12 protein-coding genes are annotated in these 12,235 nt (G+C 60.6%); 6 read left to right on the plus strand and 6 right to left on the minus strand.

Annotated elements, in window-relative coordinates; all coding sequences use genetic code 11:
* From BLU11_RS16435 to BLU11_RS16450, 4 genes are all read left to right on the plus strand, one after another.
* Nucleotides 1-861 (plus strand): c-type cytochrome, encoded by an 861-nt coding sequence (locus BLU11_RS16435; protein ID WP_090275245.1) that lies wholly within the window; start codon nt 1-3, stop codon nt 859-861.
* Nucleotides 862-918: 57 nt separating this feature from the next.
* A complete protein-coding gene (locus tag BLU11_RS16440) occupies nt 919-2,289 on the plus strand; it encodes a cbb3-type cytochrome c oxidase subunit I (RefSeq protein ID WP_090275248.1) in 1,371 nt (456 codons plus the stop codon).
* Between the two features lie 79 nt (nt 2,290-2,368).
* The gene (locus BLU11_RS16445; protein WP_090276610.1) at nt 2,369-3,109 is read left to right on the plus strand and encodes a CbbQ/NirQ/NorQ/GpvN family protein; all 741 of its coding nucleotides are present in this window, start codon (nt 2,369-2,371) and stop codon (nt 3,107-3,109) included.
* Nucleotides 3,110-3,120: 11 nt separating this feature from the next.
* A complete protein-coding gene (locus BLU11_RS16450; RefSeq protein WP_090275250.1) occupies nt 3,121-5,169 on the plus strand; it encodes a nitric oxide reductase activation protein NorD in 2,049 nt (682 codons plus the stop codon).
* An 82-nt stretch (nt 5,170-5,251) separates the two neighbouring features.
* Here BLU11_RS16450 and BLU11_RS16455 read toward each other — a convergent pair whose 3' ends face one another.
* From BLU11_RS16455 to BLU11_RS16465, 3 genes are all read right to left on the minus strand, one after another.
* Entirely contained in the window at nt 5,252-5,740 is a 489-nt protein-coding gene (locus BLU11_RS16455; protein WP_090275252.1) for a GFA family protein, read from the minus strand.
* Nucleotides 5,741-5,768: 28 nt separating this feature from the next.
* A complete protein-coding gene (gene sodC, locus BLU11_RS16460) occupies nt 5,769-6,290 on the minus strand; it encodes a superoxide dismutase family protein (RefSeq protein WP_090275255.1) in 522 nt (173 codons plus the stop codon).
* Between the two features lie 94 nt (nt 6,291-6,384).
* Entirely contained in the window at nt 6,385-7,311 is a 927-nt protein-coding gene (locus tag BLU11_RS16465; protein ID WP_090276612.1) for a DUF808 domain-containing protein, read from the minus strand.
* Between the two features lie 153 nt (nt 7,312-7,464).
* On the opposite strand from BLU11_RS16465, the gene BLU11_RS16470 reads away from it, so the two are divergent.
* On the plus strand, nt 7,465-8,787 hold the full coding sequence (locus BLU11_RS16470) for a hemolysin family protein (protein ID WP_090275257.1): 1,323 nt from the start codon (nt 7,465-7,467) through the stop codon (nt 8,785-8,787).
* A 71-nt stretch (nt 8,788-8,858) separates the two neighbouring features.
* On the opposite strand, the gene BLU11_RS16475 is transcribed toward BLU11_RS16470, so the two are convergent.
* The 3 genes from BLU11_RS16475 to BLU11_RS16485 all read right to left on the minus strand — a co-directional run bounded on the left by BLU11_RS16475 (nt 8,859) and on the right by BLU11_RS16485 (nt 11,175).
* A complete protein-coding gene (locus tag BLU11_RS16475; protein ID WP_090275260.1) occupies nt 8,859-9,380 on the minus strand; it encodes a cytochrome b in 522 nt (173 codons plus the stop codon).
* A gap of 155 nt (nt 9,381-9,535) precedes the next feature.
* Nucleotides 9,536-10,330, minus strand: a complete 795-nt coding sequence (locus BLU11_RS16480) for an SDR family NAD(P)-dependent oxidoreductase (RefSeq protein ID WP_090275262.1) — start codon at nt 10,328-10,330, stop codon at nt 9,536-9,538.
* A gap of 29 nt (nt 10,331-10,359) precedes the next feature.
* Entirely contained in the window at nt 10,360-11,175 is an 816-nt protein-coding gene (locus BLU11_RS16485) for a DODA-type extradiol aromatic ring-opening family dioxygenase (protein ID WP_090275263.1), read from the minus strand.
* Between the two features lie 105 nt (nt 11,176-11,280).
* On the opposite strand from BLU11_RS16485, the gene BLU11_RS16490 reads away from it, so the two are divergent.
* A complete protein-coding gene (locus tag BLU11_RS16490) occupies nt 11,281-12,180 on the plus strand; it encodes a LysR family transcriptional regulator (RefSeq protein WP_090275265.1) in 900 nt (299 codons plus the stop codon).
* The last annotated feature ends 55 nt before the right edge of the window (nt 12,181-12,235 follow it).

Consider the following 12,235-nt stretch of genomic DNA (forward strand, 5'->3'; position numbering starts at 1 on the left):
ATGAACAACAGGCAAGCCAGGATCTTTGCGTGGGGCTCGACCATTGCCGCCGCGGTGTTATTCCTCGGAATGACACTCGACAGCCATCGACAGTTTCCCGAGCTGACCAACGCCGACACCATCACCCCGCAGGTCACCCACGGCAAGGATGTATGGCACAAGTACAACTGCATCAACTGCCATACCCTGTTCGGCGAAGGGGCCTATTACGCCCCGGATCTGACCAAGATCACCCAGCACCGCGGCGAGGCCTATCTGCAGGCTTACATGCGCGATCCATCGGCGTTCTACGATGAACAGACCCACCGCCGACTGATGCCGCAGCAGAATCTGAGCGAAGAAGAAATCACTGACCTGATCAAGTTCCTCGACTGGGTCGCCAATGTGGATAACCAGGGCTGGCCGCCCCGGCCGATACTGGTAACCGGTGGCTTTACCGCCGTGGCCGGTTCCGGCGGCGCCGGGGATGCCGAAGCGGTGCAGAGTGGTTCCACCTCGGTTGGAGTGCGCCCGGTGGATGCCAACGATGATATCCGGGCACTGGGCGAGCATGTGTTCCGCACCGCCGTACCAGGTTGTATAGCCTGCCATTCATTGGCCCAGGGTGCTGATGGTGCCGGTCCCAGTCTGGCCGGCGTCGCTACCCGCGCGGAACTGCTGGTGGGCACATCCGATTACAGCGGTCAGGCCAGCGATGTTGAAGGCTATCTAAGGGAGTCCATTCGCGAACCCAGTGCGCATCTGAGTACCGGCGGCATGTATTCGGCCAATGGCGTGTCCTTCATGCCCAATACCTATGGCGAGAGCCTGAGTGAAGAACAGATCGAGCAACTGGTCGCGTTTCTTGCCACGCTCAAGTGACCCCTGCGACTGCCGCGCCCAACGGGCGCGACAATATGGATAAGACGGAGAACAACAATGCGCTACAAGTCACAGTCAGTCGCCTATTGGTACTTTGCCGTGGCCATGGTGCTGTTCGGTCTGCAGCTGGTATTCGGTCTGCTGTCGGCCACCAAATACCTCGGCCCCGACCCACTGCTGTACATCCTGCCCTTTGATGTCACCAAGGTCATCCATACCAACCTGCTGATCGTCTGGGTGTTGACCGGTTTCATGGGGGCGACCTACTGGTTGATCCCCGATGAATCACGTACCGAGCTGCACAGTGTCAAACTGGCTTATATCCAGCTGATCCTGTGGACGCTGATGGGCGTGACCGCGATCATCGGTTATCTGTTCCGCTACGGCACCGGCAACAAGCTGCTGGAGCAACCGCTGCCGCACAAGATCGTCATCGTCATCTGCATGCTGATCTTTCTCTACAACATCGGCATGACGATCAAGAAGTCCGGCCGCTTCACCACCACCGAAGGGGTGCTGGTGCTCGGCCTGGTCAGCTCGGCAGTGCTGTTCCTGCCGGCGCTGCTGCATTACGAGAACTACACCGTCTCGATCTTCTACCGCTGGTGGACCATTCACCTATGGGTGGAAGGCGTGTGGATGATGATCATGGGTGCCTTCCTCGCCTACCTGCTGATTCGCCTGTCCGGCGCCGACCGCGAGGTGATGGAAAAGTGGCTGTACGTGATTGTCGGTCTGGTGTTCCTGGCCGGGATTCTCGGCACCGCTCACCATTATTACTGGGTAGGGGTGCCCTATTACTGGCTGCCGATCGGTGGTTTCTTCAGCGCCCTGGAGCCGCTGGCGATCGTCGGCATGGCCATGTATGCCTATGGCGCCATGCGCCGCGCGGGACTGTCGCATCCCAACGTACTGGCTCTGCACTGGACCCTGGGCAGCACCATCTTCACCCTGTTCGGTGCTGGCCTGCTGGGTCTGGCACATACCTGGCCGAGCATCAACAAGTGGACTCACGGCACTCTGATCACCGCCATGCATGGTCATGCGGCCTTCTATGGCGCCTACGCAATGATCACCCTGGCGATGATCAGCTATGCCCTGCCCTCGCTTACCCACGGTCGCCCGGAAAAAGGCAGCAGCATAGGTTACTGGGCCTTCTGGCTGCAGTTGGGCGGCATGTTCGGCATGACCCTCTCCTTCGCCACGGCGGGGATCGGCCAGGTATATCTGGAGCGGATCATGGGCATGGGCTATCTGGATGCACAGCTGAAGATCCAGATCCACTTCGTCATGCTGATCGTCTGTGGCAGTATCTTCGCCACCGGGGTCGGATTGTTCATCTTCGATTTCTTCCGCTACCGACCGCGCTTCGAGGTCACCGAGCCGGATGTAGCCGATAACGAGATCGCCGTTGGTCGAGTAGTCTGAGGTGGGGATACAAGAATCCGTGTCGGACCTGACCCCGAACACTGGCGAGGCGCCCTGGTATCACCCGACCGGTAACGAGATGGCACTGTTCGAACAGTGCCACGCCCGTGGCCTGGCGGTGATGCTCAAGGGGCCAACCGGGTGTGGCAAGACCCGCTTTGTCGAGCACATGGCCTGGAAGCTGGGCCGCCCGCTGATCACCATTCCCTGCCATGACGACCTGGCGGCCAGCGATCTGATCGGTCGCTTTCTAATCCAGCACAACGGCACCGTCTGGCAGGATGGCCCGCTCACCCGCGCCGTGCGCGAAGGCGCCATCTGCTATCTTGACGAAGTGGTCGAAGCCCGTCAGGACACCGTGGTGGTACTACATGCGCTGACCGACCACCGCCGCATTCTGCCGATCGACAAGACCGGTGAAACCCTGCAGGCCGCCCCCGGTTTTCAATTGGTGGTGTCCTACAACCCCGGCTATCAGCGCATGCTCAAGGACCTGAAACCCAGTACCCGGCAGCGCTTTGTCGCGATGGACCTGGACTTCCCCACGCCGGAACTGGAAGCGCGGATCGTGCAACATGAAGGCGGTGTCGATTCAGCCACCGCCAATGGTCTGGTGGCGCTGGCCGGGCGCATCCGGCAGTTGCGCGACCGGGGACTGGCCGAGGTGCCCAGCACCCGATTACTGATCGCCGCCGCAGCGCTGGTCATGTCCGGCATTCCGCTTCGGGACGCCTGCTATGCGGCCATTGTTTCTCCGCTGTCCGATGAGTCCTCGATGGTCGGGGCGCTGCGCGATCTGGTCGACGCCACCTTTGTCTGAGGTAGCAGTTCGTGGCTGAAGCTGAAGAACTGGTCAGCGATGCGGCGCGCCATGCCACCATCTTTGCACGCAAGATGTGGCTGCGTTACCGCCCACCACCGGCCGCCCCACCGACCGCCGTGCTGATGGATAACGCACCGCGTCTCGATCTGCTGATCACTGCATTGACCGGTAACAGCCTGCCGATCCGTATCGCCCAGCTGCCGGCGCGGCCGACCCTGTTGTCGCGTCTATATCGGCGCAACCAATTTCCCTGGCTGAAGCAGCCGATACCCGCCACCAATGGCCACCGGCTGTGGCTGCCCGCCGATTCCGGCATCGAGAACATCACTCTGGGCAATGAGCTGTATCGGGTCATGGCGTTGCAACAGGCGATACGGGCTCAACGCGGCAGTGCCGATCCGCTCGATCCGGGCTGGCCAGCGCTGCAGGCCGATGCCTACCTGTTACTGGAAGCCTGGGCGGCCGATGCTGAGCTCACCCTGCGGCTGCCCGGTATGGCTGCCGCCGTCACCCGATTGCGCCAGCACGCGCTGCGGGCGCGACCACCGCTGAGCGCATTTTCCGGTCCGCGCCAGCCCCTCGAAATACTGTTGCGAAAACTGCTACAGATCCCCGGCGGCATGCCATGCGATGACTTGCCGCTCAGCCCGACACCGCAGGATTCCGTGCCACTGGCTATGTCGTTACTGAGCCGCCTCGGCCTGTCGTCCGAGGACAGATCCGCTGGTAACGCGCCCCTGCTCAAGAACTGGTGGACGGGCGAATTGCGCCAGCCGAGTCCCAGCGAGCGCAACGAATCCGCCAGCGGCGCGCTGAGCGAGCCGGAAACGGTCAGCGAGCCCTCTGATGCGCCTGTTCGCAGCTCCCATCTGCTGCGCCGCCCAGAGGTACGTGAGGCCAAGGAGGACGAGGACGACAACAGCGATGCCGGCATTTTCATGGTGCAGGCTGACGAGCCGCATCAGCATGCCGAAGATCCCTTCGGTCTCAACCGGCCTGTGGATAAGGATGAGGACATCAGCGCCGATGAATATGGCGACATGTTATCGGAGCTGTCCGAGGCCCGGCTGGTATCTACCCCGGGCCGTTCGAAGGAGGTCCTGATTTCCGATGACCCTCCGGATACCAACACCGCGATGCAGCTGAAAACCGCTATCCGCGAACAGCAGGGCCTGCGTTACCCGGAATGGGATTACCGCATCCAAGCTTATCGTCAGCCTGGCACCACGCTGCATGTGCTGCCCAATCTGCCCGGCTCGCAGCAATGGGTCGACGCTACCCTCGATGAACACCGCAGCCTGCTGAACCAGATCCGCCGCCGCTTCGAAATGCTCAGCGCCCAGCGCGTCACCCGGCGCAAGCAGCTGGATGGCGATGACATCGACCTGCAGGCCTATATCGACAGCTACGCCGATTTCCGCGCCGGCGGCAGTCTGTCCGATGCCCTGTACCAGACCCGCCGCACCGCCGAACGCAACCTGGCCGTCACCCTGCTGATCGACATCAGCGGCTCCACCGACAGCTGGGTATCAACCAACCGGCGGATCATCGACGTGGAACGCGAAGCCCTGCTGCTGGTCAGCGTCGCGCTGGATGGCATGGGTGAGCCCTGGTCGATCCAGGCCTTTTCCGGCGAAGGGCCGGACGCGGTCATCGTCCGTCAGATCAAGTCCTTCGACGAAAACTTCAGCAACGAGGTAGCATTGCGTATCAGCTCGCTGGAACCGGAACACTACACCCGCGCCGGCGCCGCCATACGCCACGCCAGCCGCGACCTGCTGCAACAACCGGCCAGCCACCGCCTGTTGCTGGTGCTGTCCGACGGCAAGCCCAACGACAAGGATCTCTATGAAGGCCAGTACGGTGTCGAGGACATGCGCCAGGCCGTCACCGAAGCCTCCCTGCAAGGCATCTCGGCCTTCTGCCTGACCATCGACCGCCAAGCCCCGGCCTACCTGCCGCGCATCTTTGGTGCGCAACATTATGGACTGCTGCCGCGCCCGGAGCTGTTGCCAACGGTATTGCTGGATTGGATGAAGCGGTTGGTGGCGCACTGAGCGGGACTTTGGGAAAGCGAACTGCCGGGCCACGGACGCTGGATCGGTAGGGTCGGTCTTTGTGTGCGGGAAACCCTGCCCACTAGGCCTTGGTTAAACCCAGCCGCTCATGCCACTCCGTCAGCGACTCCTGTGGATAACCATCAAACTGTTGATCCGCCGATGCTGCGTCCACTTCCACCCAGCCGGCCTTCGAACCCAACATCATATGGGTATGTTCCGGCGGTACCGGCAACTCGGTATCAATGGCCGAGGCGAAGGGATGAATCAGCTCCGGCCATTCCGGACTGAATAGCCATAACCCGCTGCCGCACTCTCGACAGAAATGCCGTTCGCCGCTGCTGGTCTGGATGCTGCCATCGGGCTGTTCGATCCGCGCACGGTAGATCGAAATCGATTCACGTCCACTGACCTGAAGGCTGCGGGCATCGCCGCCCAGGTTGATGGCATAGCCGCCACCCCCCTGGGTCTTACGACAGATCGAACAGTAGCAACGCTGGTACGGAGAGGGTTGGGCGCTGTCCAGACTGAAGCGGACAGCGCCGCAATGGCAGGAACCTTCAAGATACATGGCTCTTCCTCCCCTCGTCAGGCGGCTATCAGATCACCCCGCAGCCCATCCGCGCTCCACCACCGCCCAGCGGTTCGGGTGAATCGGCATGGTTATCACCACCGGCATGGATCATCAGCGCGCGGCCCTCGATCTCATCGAGTTTCTTGATACGCGGCGCCAATACCGGATAGTCCGCGCTGCCATCGCTGTTTACGTATAGCGCGGGCAGGTCGCCCAGATGACCTTCGCCGTACGGCCCGTGGTGCTCGCCGGTTTTCTGTGGGTCGAAGTGCCCACCAGCTGCCTGCGCAGCAGTCGGCTTGCCATCCTTCTCCGCTGCCTCGCAACTGCCGTTCTCATGCACATGGAAGCCATGTACGCCGGCTTCAAGAGATTTCAAATCGGGGGTGAAAAGCAGACCGTGATCGGTTTCGCTGATCTCGATGGTGCCGATGGACTCCTGCTTGCCATCAGCGTTGACCTTATTGATGGTCACTTCCTGCGAAGCAGCATAAGCGGTACCCGCCATCAGCGCGGCGGCAACTATCAACCATTTCTGCGATTTCATACCTGTCTCCTGGATAAGATGATCCTTTGCATGGGACAAAGCAGTATCAAGGTCGTTCAGGATTTCACCCGACAATAAGGAATAGCACTGGCGCTCAATGCGCAGCCCGTCTGTTGAATACTTTTGTGCCCAGCGTGATCACGGCAAAAATCAGCGCGCCGGCCAGAATACCTACCCCGGCCGACATCAGTGTCGGCAACAGACCGCCCAGCACCGAACCGATCCAGGGCAGATCCACGGTGTGTTCAGCGGTATCCTCGATCCAGTGACTCACGGCATGAAAGCCATGGGTAAGAATACCGCCGCCGACCATGAACATGGCGGCAGTACCGATGATCGACAAGGCTTTCATCAACCAGGGCGCCAGCCACAGCAAGCCGTGGCCGATCTTGTCCAGCATCGGGTTGTCGCGCTCGGTCAAAGCTAACCCCAGGTCATCCAGCTTGACTATACCGGCGACCAGGCCGTAAACGCCGACGGTCACCACCACAGCGATGATGCTCAGTACCGCTACCTGAGTGAAGAAGGATACCGCTGCGACAGTACCGAGGGTGATGGCGATGATCTCGGCCGAGAGAATGAAGTCGGTACGCACGGCGCCGCTGATCTTTTCCTTTTCATAGGCAACCATATCCCGGGAGGGGTCGGCCAGCGCTTCGAGCTTCTGCGCGCGTCGCTCGCTGTCATCATGCAGAAACCGGTGCGCCAGCTTCTCGAATCCCTCGTAACAGAGAAAGGCGCCACCCAGCATCAACAAAGGGGTAATCAGCCAGGGAATGAAAGCGCTGATCAACAGCGCTCCCGGCACCAGAATGAACTTGTTGCGGAACGAGCCTTTCATCACCGCCCAGACCACCGGCAATTCCCGATCCGCTTTGACTCCGGTGACCTGCTGCGCGTTGAGCGCCAGGTCATCACCCAGCACGCCAGCCGTTTTCTTGGCCGCCACCTTGCTCATGACCGAGACGTCGTCAAGCAGGGTAGCAATATCATCAAGCAGGGCGAGTAGACTGGAAGCCAAGGGTGACACCTCATAATGAACCGGAAGTTCGACAGAGTATTGACCCTGCTGATCCATTGAGCCAACCATTACCTGCGTCCCACACCATCAACCCGCTGCCAGGGACCGCAACATGCTAATCTGCCAAGGTTATCCTTACCCCAAGATTATTTTATGAGCTTCAGCCAAAGTCTGCTGCTACTCGCAGCCATCATTCTCGGCGGCGCCTTCCTGTCCATCGCCGAGATCTCCCTGGCCGCCGCGCGGCCGCTCAAGCTGCGCCAGATGGCCGACAACGGCACTACCCGGGCCCTGCACGTCATCGCGGTGCAGCAGAATCCGGGCAATTACCTGACCGTTGTTCAGATATCCATCAATGCCCTGGCGATTCTCGGGGGCATCGTCGGCGAGGAATTTCTGACCGCCCTGTTTACCCAACTGTTCCTGCTGGTCTTGGAGCCGCCGTTGGCGACAACGCTGGGCTTTGCGATGTCATTTCTGATATTGACCTCGCTGTTCATCGTGGTGACCGACCTGATTCCCAAGCAGGTGGCGATGGCCTTGCCCGAGCCGCTGGCGGTGTTTTCTATCGGTCCGATGCGTGTTTTGAATATCCTGTTGCGCCCCTTGGTATGGTTTTATTCGCGTCTGGTCAGCGGCCTGATCAAACTGCTGCGCCTGCCGGCCCGCCGCGATGACGAAGTCACTCCCGAGGATATCCTTGCCCTGACCGAGGCCGGTGCCCGCTCGGGGCTGTTGGCACCCGGCGAACAGCAGGCGATCGAGAATATCTTCGAGCTGGATACCCGCACCCTGCCCAGCGCCATGAGCACCCGCGACGAGATAGAGTTTTTTCTGGTGGATGACTCCGATGCGCTGATCCGCTCGCGTATTGCCGACACGCCACATTCGGCCTATCCGGTATGCGAGGGCGATATCGATCACATCATCGGCTACGTATCGATGAAAGACCTGTTCAAGCGCGTGCTGCATAACGAACCCATTTCCCTCAGCGACCCGACCATGCTGCACAAGCCGCTGGTAGTACCGGACCGGCTGACCCTGGCTGAATTGCTCAAGCAATTTCGTCAGGTCGGTGAGGACTTTGCGCTGATCGTCAATGAATACAGCCTGGTGGTGGGCTTGATCACAGTCAACGATGTGATGAGCATCGTCATGGGCGATCTGGTGCCACCGTGGTATGAGGAACAGATCGTGCGCCGTGATGATAACTCCTGGCTGATCGACGGCATCACGCCGATCCAGGATGTACGCCGTGCGCTGGAGATCGAGGATATTCCCCAGGAAGAAGGCTATGAAACGCTGGCCGGCTTCATGATGGCCATGCTGCGCCGCGTGCCGCGCCGCACCGATCGGGTGATCTGGGGCGAATACACCTTCGAGGTGGTGGATGTGGACAGCTACCGTATCGATCAGGTGCTGGCCACGCGTACCCTGGCCAGCGGTGTTCCGCTGGAGCCGCCTGCGCCGCAGTAGCCATTCGGGCTGAACACACAGCGCCCCGTCGATCGGGGGCGCTGTGGTAGTTGCTCAGGATAGCGGCTGGATCAGATCATGCGCCGCAGTACACCATCCTTCTTCACGAAGTGGTGCAGCAGGGCGATGCCGATATGGCCGATGATCATGACCAGCAGCAGCCAGGCAATCGGTGAGTGCAGGCTGCCCATGCTGACCATCCAGGGAATCTCGTCACCCTTGGCGACCAGCTGAATGCCGAAAGGGGTCCAGCCATAGCCGTTGCCGATCATGTACAGGGCGCCAGTGATGGGCATCATGACCATGCCCGCGTACAACAGGAAGTGGCCGAGCTTGACCTGCAACGCGGTGGCCGGATCTTGCACCGGACGGTTGTTCTTCTGCTTGGCGGCCCAGATGATACGCAGCACCACCAGCACCAGCAGCAGGGAGCCAATGGAAATGTGCCACGGCACCAGAGTCTGGCCGACCCAGTGTTCGCCATCATTGATGCGATCGAATAACTTCAGTAGCTGCCAAATGATCAGCAAACCCATTCCCCAGTGAAAAAACCGGGAAATGCTGCCATAGCGTTCTTGGGTATCACCTTTCATGTCCTGCTCCTATCTCACAATCCATCAGTTTCAATCACGGTTATTGCCGTTCGATTTGTGGCGTCAATGCTTGCACAAGCGGATCATCAAGCGCTTCGGCTTTTGTGTCTGAATGTGTGCGAACGTCATCGGCGCCCATAATTTCTCTGTCCGAGTCAGGCAATGCTCTCGACAATACCGCCTTCCACGCGCAATGCCGAACCGGTTGTGGCGCTGGCCTGGGGCGAGGCGGCGTAAACGCAGAGATTAGCCACCTCTTTCGGGCTGGCAAAGCGGTGCAGCAAGGTGGAAGGGCGGTTCTCCTTGAGGAACAGGCCTTCCATTTCCTCGGCGGTGACACCGCGCTCGGCCGCCAGATCAGCCATCATCTGGGTCGCACCCTCGGTACGGGTCGGCCCCGGCAGAATGGTATTGACCGTCACACCGGTGCCTGCGAGTACCTTGGCCAGGCCACGGGACAGGCCTTGCAGCGCACTCTTGCTGACGCCGTAGTGCACCATTTCGGTTGGAATATTCAGCGCCGATTCACTGGAAATGAACTGGATCCGACCCCAGCCGCGCTCACGCATGCCCTTGGCATAATGACGGGACAGACGCACACCGCTCATGATGTTGACCTGGAAGAACTCCTCCCACAGTGCATCATCGATATCGAAGAACTCCCGCGCACCGTAGATGCCCAGGCCGTTGACCAGAATGTCGGCCTGCGGCTGGGCTGCAATCAGTGCTGCGGTTCCCTCAAGGGTACCGGGATCACATACCACGCCGCGGGCATCATCTCGGTGAGCAGCGGAATTGACCTTCTCCACTGCGACATTCACCCGGCCTTGGTCACGACCGACCACGGTCACCTGAGCACCCGCATTGGCCAGGCCACTGGCAATTGCCAGTCCGATACCACCGGTAGAACCAGTGACAATGGCGGTCTTTCCGGAAAGATCAATAATCATGCTGTAGCTCCTCTGAATGACGCCGGCGATCAACCGAAGCGAAATGCTGAAATGGTGGTCTGCATGACCCGTTCTGAATAAATCTTCTGACCCGGCCCATCCCCGCCGGCGCCAGCGGCGACCAGCAAGGGAATCAGGTGTTCCTCGTCGCCCTGCGGATGGCATAGATAGGCATGGGGGGCCTTGGCCCAATCCCGCAACAGTTGCTCACGCTCTGCCGCCGGGCTCTGCACCGCCTGGGTCAGCCAGCTGTCGAATTCGTCAGAAATGGTCGAAAAGCGGCTATCGCCATAGGCGCGCATGTTATGGAAGCTCATGCCACTGCCGACAATCAGGATATTGTCGTCCCGCAGCGCGGCCAGTGCCCGGCCTGCCTGCAGGTGTGCCTGTGGGTCCAGGTCGCGACGCAGGGACAATTGAATCAATGGAATGTCCGCTCCCGGAAACATGAGTTTCAGCGGGATGAACATGCCATGGTCAAACCCGCGCTCGGCATCCACCTGCGCCGGCACACCCTCTGCATTGAGCAGTTGGACTACCTGCTCGGCCAACTGCGGTTGGCCGGGCGCCGGATAGGTCAACTCGTAGGTGTGCGCCGGAAAGCCGTAATAATCGTAGATCAGCTGCGGGCGGGCATGGCCGGTAACACGGAACTGCGGCTCCCGCCAATGCGCGGATACCATGACAATCGCCTTGGGACGCTGCGGCAGAGTGCTGGCCACCTGCTTGAGAAAATTGCCCATACCCTCCCAGGTATTCGCGGGATCCCAATCCATGAAGAAACAGGGTCCACCCCCGTGGGGGATGAACACCACGGGCTGCCGCGCAGATTTGTCATTGCTCATAGAAATACCCTCCAACCTTGTATGGCAATAGTATCGTTGCTGCCCATGAGTAAGAGAACCGGCTAATATTCACCAACACTTGTTACCATCAGTAGGAAGTGAAGCATGGATCGTATTACCAGTATGCGCGTGTTCGTTCGCGCTGCCAGTGCCGGTAGCCTGTCCGCTGCTGCCCGTCATCTGAGCATGTCACCGGCCATGGCAGCCAAGCATGTGAATGCGCTGGAGGCTCGCTTGGGGGTCAAGCTGTTTCACCGCACCACAAGGCGCCTGAGTCTGACCGAGGCCGGCAGCAATTATCTGGAAGCCTGCCAGCGCATCCTGCCGGAGATCGATGAAGCCGAAGCCGTTGCCGCCTCCCAGCGGATCAAGGCCACCGGCCTGTTGCGCATGAACGTACCGCTGTCGTTCGGCGAGCGGTTCGTCGCGCCGCTGATTCCGGCATTCAGCCACCGGCATCCGGAGGTGAGGATCGAGCTGGGCCTGAGCGATGCCCAGGTGGATCTGCTGGCCGGCAACTGGGATCTCGCCATCCGCATCGGCCGGCTCAGCGACAGCAACCTGCAGGCGCGCCGCCTGGGTGACAGCGCCATGCTGGTATGTGCCGCACCCAGCTATCTGGACCAGCGCGGTGTACCCCGCCGGGTGGCCGAGCTGACCCAGCACAACTGCCTGAGCTACACCCTCTCACCCATGCAGGGCGCCCGCTCCTGGGCATTCGGCCCTGACGGTGAGATACGCGTTCCGGTGAGCGGCGATCTGCTCGCCAATAACGGCAATGCCCTGCTGGCTGCCGCCCTCGGTGGCCAGGGCATCATCTATCAACCGCATTTCATCGTCGGCGAGGCGCTGGATGCCGGCCGGCTGGTAGCGCTGGAGCTGGACAAACCGGTGATCGAACTGGGCGGCATCCACGTCCTCTACCCACCGGATCGCAGACCGCCGGCCAAGGTGCGGGTGATGATCGATTATCTGGCGGAGGCGTTTTCCCACTCGCCGCCCTGACCGGTATCGAATAATTGCGGGGGAGTGTTCCAGCGGAGTGTCGCGCACCCTCTCG

This window comes from Halopseudomonas litoralis, assembly GCF_900105005.1.
Lineage (GTDB): Bacteria > Pseudomonadota > Gammaproteobacteria > Pseudomonadales > Pseudomonadaceae > Halopseudomonas > Halopseudomonas litoralis.

Excerpts from the sequence above, each read along its gene's own strand:
- BLU11_RS16470 (WP_090275257.1), top strand. The coding sequence starts at position 7,465 with ATGAGCTTCAGCCAAAGTCTGCTGCTACTCGCAGCCATCATTCTCGGC.
- BLU11_RS16480 (WP_090275262.1), bottom strand. The coding sequence starts at position 10,330 with ATGATTATTGATCTTTCCGGAAAGACCGCCATTGTCACTGGTTCTACC.
- BLU11_RS16475 (WP_090275260.1), bottom strand. The coding sequence starts at position 9,380 with ATGAAAGGTGATACCCAAGAACGCTATGGCAGCATTTCCCGGTTTTTT.
- BLU11_RS16440 (WP_090275248.1), top strand. The coding sequence starts at position 919 with ATGCGCTACAAGTCACAGTCAGTCGCCTATTGGTACTTTGCCGTGGCC.
- BLU11_RS16490 (WP_090275265.1), top strand. The coding sequence starts at position 11,281 with ATGGATCGTATTACCAGTATGCGCGTGTTCGTTCGCGCTGCCAGTGCC.
- BLU11_RS16435 (WP_090275245.1), top strand. The coding sequence starts at position 1 with ATGAACAACAGGCAAGCCAGGATCTTTGCGTGGGGCTCGACCATTGCC.
- sodC (WP_090275255.1), bottom strand. The coding sequence starts at position 6,290 with ATGAAATCGCAGAAATGGTTGATAGTTGCCGCCGCGCTGATGGCGGGT.
- BLU11_RS16445 (WP_090276610.1), top strand. The coding sequence starts at position 2,369 with ATGGCACTGTTCGAACAGTGCCACGCCCGTGGCCTGGCGGTGATGCTC.
- BLU11_RS16485 (WP_090275263.1), bottom strand. The coding sequence starts at position 11,175 with ATGAGCAATGACAAATCTGCGCGGCAGCCCGTGGTGTTCATCCCCCAC.
- BLU11_RS16455 (WP_090275252.1), bottom strand. The coding sequence starts at position 5,740 with ATGTATCTTGAAGGTTCCTGCCATTGCGGCGCTGTCCGCTTCAGTCTG.